The sequence below is a fragment of the Agromyces sp. Leaf222 genome (genome assembly GCF_001421565.1).
In the GTDB taxonomy this organism is placed as follows: domain Bacteria; phylum Actinomycetota; class Actinomycetes; order Actinomycetales; family Microbacteriaceae; genus Agromyces.
On sequence record NZ_LMKQ01000001.1, the window covers coordinates 513,291 to 530,329 of the forward strand.

At 70.7% G+C, this 17,039-nt stretch carries 15 protein-coding genes and 2 tRNA genes; 12 read left to right on the top strand and 5 right to left on the bottom strand.

Translation table 11 applies throughout. The features are described 5' to 3' along the window. The 8 genes from serS to ASE68_RS02255 all read left to right on the top strand — a co-directional run bounded on the left by serS (position 1) and on the right by ASE68_RS02255 (position 8,760). Complete coding sequence (gene serS, locus ASE68_RS02220) at positions 1-1,269, top strand: serine--tRNA ligase (protein ID WP_055854751.1); 1,269 nt, start codon at positions 1-3, stop codon at positions 1,267-1,269. Beyond that, the gene (locus ASE68_RS02225; protein ID WP_157421497.1) at positions 1,266-2,096 is read left to right on the top strand and encodes an HAD family hydrolase; all 831 of its coding nucleotides are present in this window, start codon (positions 1,266-1,268) and stop codon (positions 2,094-2,096) included. The genes serS and ASE68_RS02225 overlap by 4 nt, the downstream gene beginning before the upstream one ends. A 228-nt stretch (positions 2,097-2,324) precedes the next feature. Continuing rightward, positions 2,325-3,554: an LCP family protein gene (locus ASE68_RS02230; protein WP_055854755.1), complete on the top strand. Its 1,230-nt coding sequence runs from the start codon at positions 2,325-2,327 to the stop codon at positions 3,552-3,554. A gap of 120 nt (positions 3,555-3,674) precedes the next feature. Further along, positions 3,675-3,759, top strand: a tRNA-Ser gene (locus ASE68_RS02235). Positions 3,760-3,835: 76 nt separating this feature from the next. Next, complete coding sequence (locus ASE68_RS02240; RefSeq protein WP_235480739.1) at positions 3,836-5,152, top strand: LCP family protein; 1,317 nt, start codon at positions 3,836-3,838, stop codon at positions 5,150-5,152. Between the two features lie 110 nt (positions 5,153-5,262). Continuing rightward, a tRNA-Ser gene (locus ASE68_RS02245) sits at positions 5,263-5,351 on the top strand. A gap of 181 nt (positions 5,352-5,532) precedes the next feature. Continuing rightward, a complete protein-coding gene (locus ASE68_RS02250; protein WP_157421498.1) occupies positions 5,533-7,029 on the top strand; it encodes an MFS transporter in 1,497 nt (498 codons plus the stop codon). Between the two features lie 18 nt (positions 7,030-7,047). Beyond that, complete coding sequence (locus ASE68_RS02255; protein ID WP_082461880.1) at positions 7,048-8,760, top strand: MFS transporter; 1,713 nt, start codon at positions 7,048-7,050, stop codon at positions 8,758-8,760. A gap of 63 nt (positions 8,761-8,823) precedes the next feature. Here ASE68_RS02255 and ASE68_RS02260 read toward each other — a convergent pair whose 3' ends face one another. Then, on the bottom strand, positions 8,824-9,771 hold the full coding sequence (locus tag ASE68_RS02260; protein ID WP_055854759.1) for a Ku protein: 948 nt from the start codon (positions 9,769-9,771) through the stop codon (positions 8,824-8,826). 57 nt (positions 9,772-9,828) lie between these two features. Here ASE68_RS02260 and ASE68_RS02265 point away from each other — a divergent pair, with 57 nt between their 5' ends. Further along, positions 9,829-12,231, top strand: coding sequence for an ATP-dependent DNA ligase (locus ASE68_RS02265; protein ID WP_055854763.1), 2,403 nt, complete (start codon positions 9,829-9,831; stop codon positions 12,229-12,231). 93 nt (positions 12,232-12,324) lie between these two features. Here ASE68_RS02265 and ASE68_RS02270 read toward each other — a convergent pair whose 3' ends face one another. From ASE68_RS02270 to ASE68_RS02280, 3 genes are read right to left on the bottom strand one after another with little or no spacing between them, the layout of a single operon-like run. After that, the gene (locus tag ASE68_RS02270; RefSeq protein WP_055854766.1) at positions 12,325-13,296 is read right to left on the bottom strand and encodes a DNA topoisomerase IB; all 972 of its coding nucleotides are present in this window, start codon (positions 13,294-13,296) and stop codon (positions 12,325-12,327) included. Positions 13,297-13,301: 5 nt separating this feature from the next. Then, the gene (locus ASE68_RS02275; RefSeq protein WP_055854769.1) at positions 13,302-13,568 is read right to left on the bottom strand and encodes a Rho termination factor N-terminal domain-containing protein; all 267 of its coding nucleotides are present in this window, start codon (positions 13,566-13,568) and stop codon (positions 13,302-13,304) included. A gap of 46 nt (positions 13,569-13,614) precedes the next feature. Further along, positions 13,615-14,499 (bottom strand): SDR family oxidoreductase, encoded by an 885-nt coding sequence (locus ASE68_RS02280; RefSeq protein WP_055854772.1) that lies wholly within the window; start codon positions 14,497-14,499, stop codon positions 13,615-13,617. A 305-nt stretch (positions 14,500-14,804) separates the two neighbouring features. On the opposite strand from ASE68_RS02280, the gene ASE68_RS20485 reads away from it, so the two are divergent. Both ASE68_RS20485 and ASE68_RS02285 read left to right on the top strand, forming a co-directional pair. Then, entirely contained in the window at positions 14,805-14,969 is a 165-nt protein-coding gene (locus tag ASE68_RS20485) for a hypothetical protein (RefSeq protein ID WP_200921645.1), read from the top strand. A 135-nt stretch (positions 14,970-15,104) separates the two neighbouring features. Next, positions 15,105-15,500: a hypothetical protein gene (locus ASE68_RS02285; RefSeq protein WP_235480740.1), complete on the top strand. Its 396-nt coding sequence runs from the start codon at positions 15,105-15,107 to the stop codon at positions 15,498-15,500. Positions 15,501-15,544: 44 nt separating this feature from the next. Here the strand turns inward: ASE68_RS02285 and ASE68_RS02290 are convergent, their stop codons facing one another. Further along, a complete protein-coding gene (locus ASE68_RS02290) occupies positions 15,545-15,868 on the bottom strand; it encodes a hypothetical protein (protein WP_055854774.1) in 324 nt (107 codons plus the stop codon). Positions 15,869-15,945: 77 nt separating this feature from the next. On the opposite strand from ASE68_RS02290, the gene ASE68_RS02295 reads away from it, so the two are divergent. Continuing rightward, positions 15,946-16,962, top strand: a complete 1,017-nt coding sequence (locus tag ASE68_RS02295) for a LacI family DNA-binding transcriptional regulator (protein WP_055860535.1) — start codon at positions 15,946-15,948, stop codon at positions 16,960-16,962. Positions 16,963-17,039 lie beyond the last annotated feature (77 nt).

The window sequence follows — 17,039 nt, forward strand, 5'->3', positions numbered from 1 at the left end:
GTGATCGACCCCGTGCTGCTTCGAGAGAACCCCGACCTGATCAAGCATTCGCAGGAGCTGCGTGGAGAGTCCGCGGCGCTGGTGGATGCCGCGGTCGACCTCGATGCGCACCGTCGCAAGGCGATCTCCGCCTACGAGACGCTGCGCGCCGAGCAGAACGCCTTCGGCAAGCAGGTCGCCCAGGCGCCGAAAGACGAGAAGGCGGCGCTCGTCGCGCAGGCCCAAGACCTGGCGGCCAGGGTCAAGCAGGCCCACGCCGAGACGACGGTCGCCGAAGAGGCGTTCACCGAGGCCGTGCGGCGCATCGGCAACGTCGTCGTCGACGGCGTGCCCGCCGGCGGCGAAGACGACTTCGTGCTGCTGCGCGAGGTCGGCGAGCGGCCGACCTTCGACTTCGAACCGCGCGACCACCTCGAGATCGGCGAGCTGCTCGACGCGATCGACATGCAGCGGGGCGCCAAGGTCGCCGGCGCCCGGTTCCATTACCTCAAGGGCATCGGCGCGCGCCTCGAGCTCGCGATCATGAACATGGGCCTCGACCGCGCGCTCGCGGCCGGGTTCACGCCGCTCATCACGCCGACGCTCGTGCGCCCCGAGATCATGCAGGGCACCGGGTTCCTCGGCGCCCACGCCGACGAGATCTACCACCTGCCGGCCGACGACCTCTACCTCACGGGCACGAGCGAGGTCGCGCTCGCCGGCTACCACGCCGACGAGATCATCGACGTGTCGAACGGGCCCATCCGCTACGCCGGGTGGTCGACCTGCTACCGCCGCGAAGCCGGCTCGGCCGGCCGCGACACCCGCGGCATCATCCGCGTGCACCAGTTCAACAAGCTCGAGATGTTCAGCTACATCGACCCGGCCGACGCCGAGGCCGAGCACGAGCGCCTGCTCGGCTGGCAGGAGGGCATGCTGCAAGACCTGGGCCTCAGCTACCGCGTCATCGACACCGCCGCCGGCGACCTCGGGTCGAGCGCGGCCCGCAAGTACGACGTCGAGGCCTGGGTGCCAACGCAGGGCGCCTACCGCGAGCTGACCTCCACGTCGAACTGCACGACCTTCCAGGCCCGCCGCCTCGACATCCGCCACCGCACCGAATCGGGCAAGACGGCACCGGTCGCGACCTTGAACGGCACGCTCGCCACCACCCGCTGGATCGTCGCGATCCTCGAGACGCACCAGCAGGCCGATGGGTCGGTGCGCGTGCCCGAGGCGTTGCGCGGGTACCTCGGCGGCCTCGAGGTGCTCGAACCCGTCACCCGATGAGCGAGCGGATGCCGCGGGCCGACCTCACGACCGACCCCTGGTTCGTGGCGCTCGACGTCGACGGCACGATCATGCACGAAGACGAGTCGATCGACCCGGCGGTCGCCTCGGCCGTGGCCTCCGCCCGCGATCGCGGACACGAGGTCACGATCGCGACCGGTCGCTCGTGGGCGGGCACGTCGAGCGTGCTCGAGACGCTCGGCCTTCGGCCCGAGTACGTGGTCTGCGCGAACGGCGCGGTGACGATGAAGCGCGACGACGCGGCATCCGACGGGTACGTGCGAACGCATATCGAGACGTTCGACCCGACGGCGGCACTCGAGCGCATCCGCTCGTTCCTGCCCGACGGGCGATTCATGGTCGAGCTCCCCGACGGCGAACGCATCTACACCGCCGGCATGGACACCTGGAACCTCGACTCCGCGCGCCAGGTCGAGTTCGAGGGGCTCTTCGTGCCGAGCGCGACGCGCGTCGTGGTGGTCTCACCCGAGCACGGCGCCGACGAGTTCATGGACATCGTCGCGGGCATGGGCCTGCACCAGGTCAGCTACGCCATCGGCTGGACCGCGTGGCTCGACATCGCGCCCGACGGCGTGAGCAAGGCGACCGCGCTCGAACGCGTGCGCGGGTGGCAGGGACACGCGCTCGACCGGGTCATCGCCGTCGGCGACGGCCGCAACGACATCGAGATGTTCACGTGGGCGGGTGCGGCCGGTCGGGCCGTCGCGATGGGCCAGGCGCCCGACGAGGTCAAGGGCGCCGCGACCGAGGTCACGGGCTCCGTCGACGAGGCCGGACTCGCCGTGGTGCTCGACACGCTGCCCTAGCCCGGCGCCCGACCTCCCCGGTCGTCGCCCCCTCGCCCGGTTACACTCGGCACTCAGGGGAGTGTCGTCGTGAGCGATGATCGTGAGGGGCTTGACGGGGCGGCTGACGAAGTCGATCCGGACGCCGTCGTGCCTGCCGATGCCGAGGCGGCGCAGAAGCCCCGCACCCGCGGTCTCGACCTGCCGCCTCCTCGGCCCCTCAAACCCGAACCGCCTCGGCACGGACGGATGCCGCGACACAACGGCTGGGTCTCGGCGGCCAAGCTCGCGGCATCCGTCGTGGCGATCGTGGCGATCAGCGGCGTCGCGGTGGCCGCGTTCGCCGCCGTCGACCTCGTGAAGACCGCGGTCTCGGCGCCGACGCTGACGCTGGAGAACGAGGAACTCCTCGAGGGGGTGCCCGACATCGGCGCGATGGACGGAGGGCTGACCTTCCTGCTCGTCGGCAGCGACAAGCGACCGGCCGACGGATCGTTCGGCGACCCCGAGGAGGACTCGGCGGTGCTGAACGACGTGACGATGCTCGTGCACATCTCGCAGGACCACACGCATGTCGAGGTCGTGAGCTTTCCGCGCGACCTGCTCGTGGAGGTGCCGGAATGCCCCGACCCCGCCGACCCGGGCGGCGAACCGCTCTCGGCGCTCTCGTCCGTGAAAATCAACACCGTGCTCTCGTACGGCGGGTTCAACTGCGTGGCCGCGACCGTGCAGCAGCTGACCGGCGTGACGATCCCGGTCGGCGGCATCGTCGAGTTCTACGGCGTCGCGGCGCTCGCCGAGGCCGTCGGCGGCGTCGAGGTGTGCATCGCCGAGCAGATCGACGACGACTACACGGGCATCCACCTCGCGCCGGGCATGCAGACGCTCAGCGGCATGCAGTCGTTGCAGTTCCTGCGGGTGCGTCACGGCGTGGGCGACGGATCCGACCTCGGCCGCATCTCGAACCAGCAGGTGTTCCTGTCGGCGATGATGCGCAAGCTGCAGGGCGAGGGCACGCTGGGCGATCCGGTGAAGCTCTACTCGATGGCGAAGGCGATCCTGTCGAACATGAGCCTGTCGAGCGCACTGCAGAGCCCGCCGGTGCTCATCTCGATCGCACGCGCCGTGCAGGACGTCGACCTGTCGAAGGTCGCGTTCGTGCAGTACCCCACCGTGTACACGTGGGACCAGAGCGCCGTCGAGCCGTCCGACTCGGCGGCCCTCGTCAACGCGGCGCTGCAGGCGGACCAGCCGATCGTGCTCGACCCGGCGGCCACGGGCGAGGCGGAGTTCGGCACCGGCGGCGACCCCGCGACATCCGCCCCCGTGCCAGAGGACGGCACCGAGGGCGCCGGCGAGGAGACCGGCGAGGAGACGGGCGAGGAGGTCGCGCCCACGGCGCCGGAGGGCGCATTGCCATCGGATGTCACGGGCCAGACCGCGGCCGAGGTGCGATGCTCCACGGCCAACGAGGGCTGAGACGCTGAGGGCGCCTCAGGACGTTCACAGGCTCGGCTGGAAGGCTTGCCGGGATGCGAGTCGGCTAGAATCGTGGCCTGTCCGCTCCGGAGATCGTTCCGACGAACCCCAGAGCGGCAAGGAGGGCTGTCCGAGCGGCCGATGGAGCTGGTCTTGAAAACCAGTGGGCAGAAATGTCTCGTGGGTTCGAATCCCACGCCCTCCGCACTCGTGTCGCATGTCCCCCCGCCGACCCGAACCGCTCGCTTCGCCGCGACGACGACCTACCGAGAGAGGTGACCGTGACCGACGATCGCCAGTTCAGCTCCCGCACCGCCGCCAAGAACCCTTCCCTCGCACGGCACGGCCGCCTGCGTCCGCACAGCGTGCTGCGCTCGCTCGGCAAGATCACGGCATCGGTGCTCGCCGTCGCCCTCGTCTCGGGCACGGCGGTCGCCGCGTACGCCGCATGGGACCTCGCGAACACCGCGAAGCCGACCGTGTCGCTCGGCAATGCCGAGGTGCTCGAGGGCGTTCCCGACATCGGCGCGATGCCCGGCGGCATCAACGTGCTCGTCATCGGCAGCGACAGCCGCGAGGGCCAGGGCGACGGCTTCGGCGACCCCGACGAAGAGACCGCGGTCCTCAATGACGTGACCATGCTGATGCACATCTCCGAAGACCACTCGCACGTCGAGGTCATCAGCTTCCCGCGCGACATGTTCGTGAGCGTGCCCGAGTGCACCGACCCCGAAGACCCCGCCGGCGAACCGCTCTCGGCGCTCTCCTCGGTGAAGATCAACTCCGTGCTCGAGTACGGCGGCATGGCCTGCGTCGTGAAGACGGTCGAGGACCTCACCGGCACGGTCATCCCCTTTGCTGGTGTCGTGCAGTTCCTCGGCGTGGCGGGGCTGTCCGAAGCCGTCGGCGGCGTCGAGGTGTGCATCGCCGAGCCGATCGAAGACGAGCACACCGACCTCTACCTGCCGGCGGGCAACGTCGAGCTCCAGGGCCTTCCGGCCCTGCAGTTCCTGCGCACGAGGCACGGCGTCGGCGACGGTTCCGACCTCGGCCGCATCTCGAATCAGCAGGTCTTCCTCTCGGCGCTCGCGCGCAAGGTGCAGACCGGTGGCACGCTGTCCGACCCCGCTGCCCTGTTCGGCATCGCCAAGGCGGCGCTCGCGAACATGCAGCTCTCCGACACGCTCGCGAACCCCACCACGCTCGTCTCCATCGCCGTCGCGATGAAAGACGTCGACCTCGCGAAGATCGCCTTCATCCAGTACCCGACGGGTACCACCGACGGCGGCGTCCTGCCCTCCGACTCGGCCGAGATCGTCAACCTCGCCCTGCAGCAGGACATCCCCGTGAACTTCGACCCCGACGCCGATCAGGCCTCCTTCGCCTCCGCGGCCGACCCGACGACGATCCCCGCCGACCCGGCGGCCGACCCGGCCGCGCCCGCGGCCGAGGAGCCCGTGGCTGAAGAGCCGGCGGCCGATGCCCCGGCCGACCCCGCCGCTCCGGCGCCGTCGACCGAGGCGCTGCCGAGCGACGTCACCGGCCAGACGGCCGCCGAGACCCGCTGCTCCGCGGGCCGCCCGCTCGAAGACCAGTAGGCGGGCCGCCGACCGGTCGACGGCCGGCGCACGCCCCCGCCCGGCGCCGAATCGTGTTTCGCGGCATCCCCGGGTTATGATGGCAGTCGCGCGCGTGCAAGCGCTCGCGAGGAGACGTCGCATAGTCCGGCCGAGTGCACCACCCTGCTAAGGTGGAGTCCCCGTAAGGGGACCAGGGGTTCAAATCCCCTCGTCTCCGCGCTCTTCCCGAAAGCCCCTCCTCGTGAGGGGCTTTCGTCGTTCGCGGGGTCTTCCGGCCGCGGCATCCGGTACTGTGGAAGACCTGTCTGGCCCCCGGCCAGAGCGGTCACGCAGCGTTCAGCACGTGGTCCGAGGCTTGAAACCTCCGGCATCCTCACACGACACCCGGAGGTTTTTCCATGTCCTCGCGCGCCCGCATCCCGAACGCCCGCATCCCGAACGCCCGCATCCCGAACCGCTGGCTGGGCCTCATCGTGCTCTCGCTGACCCAGCTCATGGTCGTGCTCGACGGCACCATCGTCAACATCGCGCTGCCCGATGCGCAGCTCGAGCTGGGCCTCTCCGACGGACTCCGCCAGTGGGTCGTGACCGCGTACTCGCTGACGTTCGGCGCGCTGCTGCTGCTCGGCGGGCGGATCGCCGACTACTGGGGGCGCAAGCGCACCCTGCTCGTCGGCATGGTCGGCTTCGGCGCGGCCTCGCTCTACGGCGGCCTCGCGCAGTCGGCGACGGAACTCATCATCGCGCGCGGTCTGCAGGGTGCGTTCGCCGCACTGCTCGCCCCGGCCGCGCTCGCGTTGCTCACCGTCACGTTCACCTCGGGACGAGACCGCAACGTGGCCTTCGCCGTGTTCGGCACCATCGCCGGTGCCGGCGCTGCGGTCGGGCTGGTGCTCGGCGGTCTGCTCACCGAGTTCGTCGACTGGCGCTGGTGCCTGCTCGTGAACCTCGTGTTCGTGGTGGTCGGGTTCGTCGGCGGCCTGTTCTTCCTCTCCGAGAGCCGGGCCGACGGCGAGAACCGCTACGACCTCGTCGGTGCGGTGACGGTCACGCTCGGCCTCGGGTCGCTCGTGTACGGCTTCAGCCTCGCCGAGGGCGGTTGGGGCCAAGTCTCGACGATCGGCTTCCTCGCGGCCGGCGTGGTGCTGCTCGCGCTCTTCCTCTGGATCGAGACGAAGGTCGCGCAGCCGCTCCTCCCGATCCGGGTGATCGCCGACCGCATCCGCGGCGGCGCGTTCCTCATCCAGGCCGTGGCGGGCAGCGTCATGATCGGCGCGACGCTCTACCTCACCTTCCACCTGCAGATCGTGCTCGGGATGTCGCCGCTCAGCGCCGGGCTCGCGAGCCTGCCGCTGACGCTCGCGATCATGGTCACGGCACCGGTCGTCACCCGCCTGCTGGCGCGATTCGGCCCCCGGCACCTGATGATCGCCGGCCCGCTCGTGGTGGCGGCCGGCCTCGTCTGGCTCAGCTTCATCACCGCCGACGGCGTGTACGCGGTGCAGGTGCTGCCCGGCATGATCCTCATGGGCATCGGCATGGGCTTCGTGTTCGTGCCGTTGCAGAACCTCGCGCTGCTCGGCGTCGCGCCGCACGACGCGGGAGCGGCATCCGCGACGGCGAACTCGGCGATGCAGATCGGCGGCTCGATCGGCGTCTCGATCTTCACCGCCCTCTACGTGGCCGTCTCCACCTCGAGCAGGGCTGCCGGTGCCGACGCGGCGACCTCGTTCACCGACGGGTACGGAGCGACTTTCATCGCCGCCGCGATCGGCATGGTCGCGGCATCCGTCATCGCGATCTGCATGGTGCGCGGGGCCCGACTGCGGCAGCTCGCCTACGACGCCGAGGCGCCGGAGGACTCGGCGGCGCCGGTCGCGGTGCCCGTGCACTGACCCGGCTAGGGTTCCCACGTGAGCACTTCACCCCGCCGCCGCTGGTTCGGCCTGGTCTTCATCAGCATCGCCGTGTCGCTGATCATCGTCGACTCGACGATCGTGAACGTCGCCATTCCGGCGATCGTCGACGACCTCGGCATCACCTCCACGCAGGTGCAGTGGGTGCAGGAGTCGTACACGCTCGTGTTCGCCGCGCTGCTGCTCGTGTTCGGCACGCTCGCCGACCGGTTCGGGCGCCGGCGGATGCTGATCATCGGCGTCGTGATCTTCGCGCTGTCGTCGGTGGCGGCCGCCTTCGCGACCACGGGCGAGCTGCTGATCCTGGCGCGGCTCGTGCAGGGCGTCGGCGGCGCGATGATCCTGCCGACGACGCTCTCGCTCATCAATGCGACGTTCCGGGGGCGCGAGCGGGGCATCGCCTTCGCGGTGTGGGGCTCGACGATCGGCGGCATGGCGGCGATCGGCCCGCTGCTCGGCGGCTGGTTGACGACCGACTTCTCGTGGCGCTGGGCGTTCGGCATCAACATCCCGTTCGCGATCATCATCATCATCGGCGTGCTGCTCACGATCGACGAGTCGCGTGCCCCTGGCGAACCGAGGCGCATCGACATCGTCGGCGCAGTGCTCTCGGTGATCACGAGCGGTGCGCTCGTGTTCGCGCTCATCGAGGGGCGCACCTACGGCTGGTGGCTCGCAGAGGACGACATCTCGTTCGGCGACTGGGAGTGGCCGTTGGCGATCTCGCCGATCCCGTTCGCGTTCGCGATCGCGCTGCTCGGGCTCATCGCGTTCGTGCTCTGGGGCCGGCGGCGCATGCGCCTCGGCAAGCCCACGATGCTGCCGTTCGCGCTCTTCGCGATCCCGTCGTTCCGCAACGGCAACATCGCCGCGCTCATCGTCTCGCTCGGTGAGTTCGGCATCATCCTCTCGCTGCCGCTCTGGCTGCAGTTCGTGCTCGGCTTCGACGCCCTGCAGACCGGGTTCGTGCTGCTCGCGCTCGCCGTCGGCTCGTTCGGCGCGAGCGGCTTCGCGGGTGCGATGTCCGGCCGCCTCCCGGCCGTGTTCATCGTGCGCCTCGGCATCGCGCTCGAGATCATCGGCGTCGTGTGGGTCGGCCTGGTCATCGCTCCGGATGCCACGTGGCAGTGGTTGCTGCCGGCGCTCTTCGTGTACGGGTTCGGCGTGGGCCTCGCGACCGCCCAGCTCACCGGGGTGGTGCTGCAGGACGTGCCCGTGGCCGAGAGCGGCGCCGGTTCGGGCACGCAGTCGACCTCGCGGCAGCTCGGCTCGGCGCTCGGCATCGCGATCCTCGGCACGGTGCTGTTCACCACGACGGCGAACGTGCTCGACGCCAGCCTCGACGAGCGCGGGCTGCCAGAGGCGCAGCGCGACCAGACCGTCTCGGCCGTCGTCGACAGCGCCGGCGCGGCGATCGCCGGGCTCGAGGCGAACCCGAAGACCGCCGAGATCGGCGCCGACGCGGCCGAGGCGTTCAGCACCGGCACCCGCTACGCGGCGTTCGCTGCCGCCGGATTCCTGGTGGTCGGCTTCTTCGCGACGCTCTCGCTCGGGTCGGGCCGACGCGACGACGAAGACGGCGACAGTGACGGCGACGGCGCGTCGACGGATGCCGCGGCCACCCCGTCGGCATCCGCAGACATCTCGCATGCCCCCGCCGCAGACGCAGACGCAGGCGCAGCCGCAGACGCAGCCGAGCGCGAGTCCTGACCGACAGGACCCGCGCTCGGGGTCATCGTGGAAGGGCCAAGCCCTCGACGGGCTGCTCAGGTCTCATGACGCGGCCTTTCGGGCCTTGGGCTTCTCGGTCTTCGCCTTCGTCGGCGACGACTCCTTCGCGGCCGACTTCTCCTTCGTCGCCGACTTCGCCTTCGCACCGGACGCGGCCTTCTTCGGCTTCGCAGATGTCGACGACGCCTCGCCCGCGGCATCCGCCCCACCGCGCTTCGAGGCGATCGAGCGTCGCAGGGCCTCCATGAGGTCGATGACCTCGCCGCCCTCCTCGTCGGGCTGCTCGCCGAAGGTCGCCGCGGTGTCGAGGGCGTCGCCCTGCTCGAGCTTCGCGGCGATGAGGGTGCGGAGTTCCTGCTGGTACTCGTCGACGTACTCGTCGGGCTTGAACTCGGCGACCAGGCTCTCGACGAGCTGCTTCGACAGCTCGAGCTCCTTGGCGGTCACCTTGACGGCCTCGTCGAGCGCGGGGAACGCGGCCTCGCGCACCTCGTCGCTCCAGAGCAGCGTCTGCACCATGAGCACCTTGCCGTGCACGCGCAGCGCGGCGAGCCGGGTCTTCTGCCGCAGGGCCATGCGCACGATCGCGGTGCGGTCGGTGGACTCGAGCGTCTCGCGCAGCAGCACGTAGGCCTTCGACGACGCCGAGTCGGGCTCGAGGTAGTAGCTGCGATCGAACATGATCGGGTCGATCTGGTCGGTCGGCACGAACTCGACGACCTCGATCTCGCGACTGCGCTCGGCGGGCAGCGACTTGAGGTCCTGATCGGTGATGACGACCGTGCGCTCGCCGTCGTCGTAGGCCTTGTCGATGTTCTTGTACTCGACGACCTGCCCGTCGATCTCGCAGATGCGCTGGTACCGGATGCGCCCGCCATCGGCGTCGTGCACCTGGTGCAGGGACACGTCGTGGTCCTCGGTGGCGCTGTAGAGCTTGACGGGCACATTGACCAGGCCGAATGTGACCGCCCCTTTCCAGACGGCTCGCATTCCTCAAGTGAACACCCGTTCCCGCCGCCGGGGAACCCCCGATGGCAGGATGGGGGCATGGCCGAGGGTGCGCGGCAGTTGGTGGAGGTCGACGGCCGGAGGCTCCGGCTGACGAACCTCGACAAGGTCATGTATCCCGAGACGGGCATGACCAAGGGCGAGGTCATCGCCTATTACGCCGAGGTCGCGCCCGTCATGGTGCCGCTCGTCGCGGGTCGGCCGGTGACCAGGCTCAGGTGGGTGCACGGCGTCGGCACGGCTGATACCCCCGAGAAGCCCTTCTTCGAGAAGACCCTCGACGAGCACGCGCCCGAGTGGCTGCGCCGCGGGGTGATCCGCCATTCCGACGGCGACAAGCCGTATCCGATCGCCTCAGACCGTCCCTCGCTCGTGTGGCTCGCGCAGCAGGCGTCGCTCGAGGTGCACGTGCCGCAGTGGCGGTTCGCCCCCGACGGGCAGCCGGCGAATCCCGACCGCATCGTGTTCGACCTCGACCCGGGCGAGGGCATGGGCCTGGCGGAGTGCGCCGAGGTCGCCCGGCTCGTGCGCGACCTCATCGGCGGCATGGGGCTCGACGCGGTGCCGGTCACGAGCGGCAGCAAGGGCATCCACCTCTATGCCTCGCTCGACGGGCGGCAGACCTCCGAGCAGGTGTCGGATGTCGCACGCGAACTCGCACGCGCCCTCGAGGCCGATCACCAGGGCCTCATCGTGTCGAGCATGAGCAAGCTCGTGCGTTCGGGCCGCGTGCTCATCGACTGGAGCCAGAACAACGGCAAGAAGACGACGATCGCGCCGTACTCGCTCCGCGGTCGCGCCCGCCCGACGGTGGCCGCACCGCGCACGTGGGAGGAGCTCGACGACCCCGGCCTGCGTCACCTCGAGGCCGACGAGGTGCTCGCGCGCGTGGCATCCGGCATCGACCCGATCGCGTCGCTCGCCGAGTCCGGTGCCGCGGCGGCCGGCCCGTTGGCCACCTACCTGTCGATGCGCACGCACGGCGCGACGCCCGAGCCCATGCCCGGCTCGAGCTGGGGCGAGTCGAGCGGGGGAGCGCCGCGGTTCGTGATCCAGGAGCACCACGCGCGGCGCCTGCACTTCGACTTCCGGCTCGAGCGCGACGGCGTGCTGAAGAGCTGGGCGGTGCCGAAGGGCGTGCCGGACGACCCGGGCGTGAACCACCTCGCCGTGCAGACCGAGGACCACCCCATGGAGTACGGCGGCTTCGAGGGCACCATCCCGGCGGGAGAGTACGGCGCCGGCAGCGTGACGATCTGGGACTCCGGCACGTTCGCGACCGAGAAGTGGCGCGACGACGAGGTCATCGTGGACGTGCAGGGGCGGCCGGGCGGGCCATTGGGCGCAGTGCGACTCGCACTCATCCGCACCGACGGCGACGGCGAGAAGAGCACTTGGCTCATGCACCGCATGAAGGACCAGCGGCCCCCGGCGGAGGTCGAATCGGCCGGTCGGGCGGAGGCCCCGCCCGGCGAGGTCGAGCCGATCCTCGTGCGCCCGATGCTGGCCTCGCCGGGATCGCTCGGCCTGCTGGCCCGTGGAGACTGGGCGCTCGAGCACAAGTGGGACGGCATCCGCGTGCTCGCCCGCGTCGACGGCGGAGGCCTTCGCATCATCAGCCGCAACGGCAACGACGTCACCGCCAGGTACCCCGAGCTCGCGGGCCTCCCGCGCGCGCTCCGCGGCGATGCGCTCGTCGACGGCGAACTCGTCGCACTCGACGACGACGGGCGTCCGAGCTTCGAGCTGCTGCAGTCGCGCATGAACCTCACCCGCGTTCGAGAGGCGCAGCGGCTCGCGGCATCCGCTCCGGTGCGCCTGCTGCTCTTCGACGTGCTCGAGATCGCAGGCGACGACGTGACGGATGCCCCCTACCGCGAGCGGCGACGCCGGCTCGAGCGGCTCGTGCGACCCGCGCACGGCGTGCCCGTCGAGGTGCCCGCGCTCGCCGAAGGCGACCCCGCATCGGCACTCGAGGAGGCCAGGAGCCTCGGGCTCGAAGGGCTCGTGGCGAAGCGCCCGGAGTCCACCTACCAGCCGGGCACCCGTTCGGAGCAGTGGCTGAAGCTCAAGCTCACGCGCACGCAGGAGGTCGTCATCGGCGGCTACCGCAGGGGCATCGGCTCGCGCACCGGCCGCATCCGCTCGCTGCTCGTCGGCATCCCCGGCGATGGCGGGCTCGAGTACGCCGGGCGGGTCGGCAGCGGCCTGCGCGAACTCGAGACCGAACGCCTGCTCGTGCGGCTCGACGAGGCGCAGCGCGACACCTCCCCGTTCGTCGCGGTGCCCGATGCGGACGCAGCAGACGCCGTCTGGGTGGAGCCGCAGCTCGTCGGCGAGATCGAGCTCGCCGAGTGGACGAGCACGGGCGTCGCGCGGCATCCGCGTTGGCGGGGTCTGCGACCCGACAAGACGCCCGAAGAGGTCGTGCGGGAGGACTGAGGCGCCGGCCTCGAGAACGGAGGACGCGCGGGCCGAGGACGCGCGGGCCGAGGAGGCGCGGGCCGAGGAGGCGCGAGCCGCCGTGGGCCCGACTCAGTCCTCGTCGTCGGCGAGCAGCTCGAGCAGCGCGCGCTCGCGCGCCCCGCGCAACGAGAGCGTGCGCTGCTGCTCGTAGGCCGCGAAGACGCGAGGGTCGATGTAGCTGCCCTTCGCGATCGTCGGCGTGTTGCCGAGCACGGAGCTCGCATGCTCGACGGCGTCGCGCATCGCGTCGCGGCCGGCCCGCGCGGTCGTCGTCGGCCCGAGCTCGGCGAGGCGTTCGGCTGCGGCCACCGTGCCGCGCAGGGTGCGGAAGTCCTTCGCGGTGAAGTCGCCCCCCGTCTGCAGCCGGATGTGCTCGTTGACGTCCACCGGGCCGAGCGCGCGGAATCGGCGACCGTCGATCCACGCGTAGAGGCGCCCGGCCGCCGACCGCTCCCGGGCACGCTCGACGAACCCGGCGAGCGCGGCATCCGGGATCGCGAGGTCCTGGCGGATGCCGCCCTTCGCCCGGAAGCGCAGCCGCACCGCGTCGCCCTCGACGGCGGCGTTGCGCACGAGCAGGGTCGTCAGCCCCCGGCTGCGGAAGCCGGCGAGCGACTCCTCCGAGCCCACGCGGATCGCACCGGCGTCGAGCGTGCGGAACGCCGCGGCGAGCACGCGCTCGCGCGGCAGGTCGGGGAGGGCGAGATCCCGCGCGGCCGAGCGCCGCGCCGCCGGCAGCACCCGCGCGAGTTCGAGCATCCGCTCGAACTTCATGGCGTCCTGCGCCTCGCGCCAGGCCGGGTGGTAGAGGTACTGGCGCCGGCCCGCGGCATCCACCCCGACGGCGAGGATGTGGGCGTTCGGCCGGTCGGCGATCCAGACCTCGTTCCACGCCGGCGGGATCGCGAGGTCGATGATCCTCGCCCGCTCGGCACGCCCGGCCGAGCCGCCGTCGGCGTGCACGTAGGCGAACCCGCGACCACGCCGCACCCGGGTGTACCCGGGTGCGGCGTACGGTTCGACGTGCCTGAGCCGCGGCATCCGACTCAGTGGTCTCGAAGCATCGAGATGAGCTCGGCCTTGCGCCTGCCGCTGTAGCCCGTGAGGCCGAGGTCCTTCGCGCGCTTCCTCAGGTCGGCGACGGTCCAGTCCTCGTAGTCGCCGCTCTCGCCGCCCTTGCGGCCGATCGCGCTGCGACCCTGCGCGGCGGCGGCATTCGAGATGCGCGCGGCCTTCTCCTTCGAGGCCCCCTCGTCGCGGAGGGTCTCGTAGAGCTCCGGATCCTTCAGCGAGGCGTTCCTGCGTCCTGGCATTCGCGGTCTCCTCTCCTGTTCGTCGACCGAGGGGAGGCGGACGGGGTCACAGTCCCCGCCCGCCCGTCACCGGCAGCACCGCGCCCGAGACGTACGATGCGTCATCCGATGCGAGATAGACGTACGCGCCTGCGAGCTCTGCGGGCTGTCCCGCCCGTCCGAGCGGGGTGTCGTGGCCGAAGCCGGGAAGGTGGTCCGGCCAACCGGTGGCCGGGATCAGCGGAGTCCAGATCGGCCCTGGGGCGACGGCGTTCACCCGGATGCCGCGGGGCCCGAGCTCTTCGGCGAGTGCCTTCGTGAACGCGACGAGGGCCGCCTTCGTCATGGCGTAGTCGACGAGCGACGACGACGGGTCGAAGCCCTGGATCGAGGACGTGCTGATGATCGACGAACCGGCCTGCATGTGCGGAACGGCCGCGCGAGCGAGGAACACGGGGGCGAAGAGGTTCACGCGCATGACGCGCTCGAAGTCCTCGGTCGGGATCTGCTCGATGCCGCCGCGGTTGCGCTGGTGGGCGGCGTTCAACACGAGCAGGTCGAGGGCGCCGAAGGCCGCCTCCGTGTCGGCGACGAGGTCCTTGCAGTGCTGCTCGCTGCGGAGGTCTCCCGGCAGCAGCAGCGGATCGCGGCCGGCGTCGGCGACCCAGACCGCCGTCTCCTCGGCATCGGCCTGCTCGCTCGGCAGGTACGAGATCGCGACCTGCGCCCCCTCTCGTGCGAAGGCGATGGCCACGGCGCGGCCGATGCCGGAGTCGCCGCCCGTGATGAGGGCGCGCCTCCCGTTCAATCGGCCGGCTCCCCGGTAGCTCTGCTCTCCGTGATCGGGCTGCGGCGCCATGCGCTCGGTCATGCCCGGCGGATCCTGCTCCTGCCTGGGGAACGGATCGGTGGTGTGCTTGGTGGTCGGATCGATCAGTCTGGTGTTCAACATCGTCGGATCTCCCTAGCGAATCCGTGCCCACGCTACGGCGATCCGTCGGGGCGCGGCCCGGGGTTGACAACGCCGCGGGTCGCGGAGTTCGCGTCGGTGCCGGGGCACGCGAGGGGGCGGGAGCGCGCGGGTCGGCCTATGTAGCAGGACTCCCGGACATAGGTCAACCCCCCGCAGCGAATCCTCAGGACCCCTAACGTGGAGTCCACGGAGCGCATCCGCCCCGAGGTTCCGACGATCTCTGATCACGGAGGCCGAACGTCTGCAGCCAATACCCGGGCTGCGGGTCATGAGAAGGAGAGATCATGAACATCCTCGTCGCCATCATCGCCATCGTCGCCATCATCCTGCTGTTCACCGGCGGATTCGTGCAGTCGCTGAACTTCCTGCTGTGGGTCGGCGTCGTGCTGCTCGTCATCGCGCTCATCGTGTGGCTGCTGCGCTTCCTCGGTGGCAAGAAGACCGTCTAACGACGCGACAACTTCAACGGCGCGGGCACCCTCACGGGGGCCCGCGCCGTTGTCGTGTGCTGGCCCGCATCGCTGTGCGGTCGCGTCGTCCGAAAGGATGCCGCGATCGGGGGTTCGTCGACTTATGATTCACGGGTGGGAACCCTCTACTACGGCGACTCCGGTACGCCCATCGGCATCGAAGACCGCGCGCTCGCGCACGTGAAGGTCGCGATCACGACCAAGCTGCGCCGCGGCGAGAGCTTCACGCTCTCCTGGCAGCACCCCGACGACCAGCCCCGCGGGCGCAGCACGCTCTGGCTGCACCCGTCGATCCCGCTGCGCTTCGTCTTCGATGAGCCCGAGACGCCGGCTCTCAGCCGCGAATGGATCGAAGACCTGATGCGGTCGGCCAACAGCACGGGCGGCATCCGCCTGGTTCCCGAGCACCTCGACACGGACCCGATCGCGACGCAGCCCGATCAGCCCGTGCAGGTCGGCGTCGACGTGCAGGAGATCGAGCACCACGAGGCCGAGCCCTCGAAGGACTGACGAGCGCCCGCGTCGTGAGGGCGCCGAGCCGGCGCCCCGAGACCTCAGTCGTCGTCGATGGGGTCGTCTTCGTCGGGCTCCGGCACGTACTGCAGGCCCGACGCGCTGTTGGCCGTGAGGAGCAGCTGCTCGATCCACAGGCGGTTGAGCTTGGGCGGCCGGTTTCCGCTGAACACGAACTGCAGCGGGATCGACTCGTGCATCCAGAGCGTGGTGCGCCCGCTGCCGTTCGCGACCCCGTGCTCCCACGTGAGCGAGAAGCTCTCGGATCGGCGCAGCTTGTTGAGGATCGCGATGCGCAGGTGGGCGAGCGTGCGATCGTCGATCTCGAGTTCGCGCGGTGAGGAATTGTAGATGAGCCGTCCCATGCGCCGACTCTAGTCGGGTTGCGGCGGCATCCAGACGTCTGTCGAGTTCTTGCGTGACCTGCCGTAGCATGGCGCTCATGTCGAGGAGGCTGGCGGATGTCGCGCGCAAGGTCGGTGTCAGCGAGGCCACGGTCAGCCGGGTCCTGAACGGCAAGCCCGGCGTCTCGGCCTCGACGCGCGACGCGGTGCTCACCGCGCTCGACGTGCTCGGCTACGAGCGGCCGACGAAGCTGCGCGGCGAACGGGCCAGGCTCGTGGGCCTCGTGATGCCCGAGTTGCAGAACCCGATCTTCCCCGCACTCGCCGAGTCGATCGGCGGCGGCCTCGCGCAGAACGGGTACACGCCCGTGCTGTGCATCCAGACGGCCGGCGGCATCTCCGAGACCGACTACGTCGAGCTGCTGCTGCACCAGCAGGTCTCGGGCGTGATCTTCGCGGGCGGCGCATACGCGCAGGCCGACGCCAACCACGAGCACTACGAGCGCCTGCGCGAGCTGAAGCTTCCGACGGTGCTCGTGAACGCGCCGGTCGACGGCATCGGCTTCGCCACGGTCTCGTGCGACGACGTCACGTCGATGGAGCAGGCGTTCGGACACCTGCTGCAGCTCGGGCACGAGCGCATCGGCATCCTGCTCGGCCCACGCGACCACATCCCGTCGCGGCGCAAGCACGAGGCCGCGGTGCGCATGGCCGAGCGGCACGGCATCGAGCTCGGCGACGACCGCGTCGTGCACTCCCTGTACTCGCTCGAGTCGGGGCAGACGGCCGCGACCAAGCTCATCGCCGCCGGCGTCACGGGCATCATCTGCGCGAGCGACCCGATGGCGCTCGGCGCCGTGCGCGCGGTGCGCCGGGCCGGGCTGCGCGTGCCAGACGACGTCTCGGTGATCGGCTACGACGACTCGGCCCTGATGAACTGCACCGAGCCGCCGCTCACGACCGTGCGCCAGCCGATCGAGGCGATGGGCAAGATGATCATCGAGCTGCTCATGCGCCAGATGTCGAGCGAGCGAAGCATCGGCGACGAGGTGTTCTTCGCGCCGGAGCTCGTGGTGCGCGCGTCGACGGCGCCCGCGCCGCGCTCGCCGCGCTGACCCGCGCTCGCCCCGCAGGCCGCCTTCGGCGGCGCCCGCTTGCGCGGAATCTGCAAGCGTGATCCGCAATTTCACGC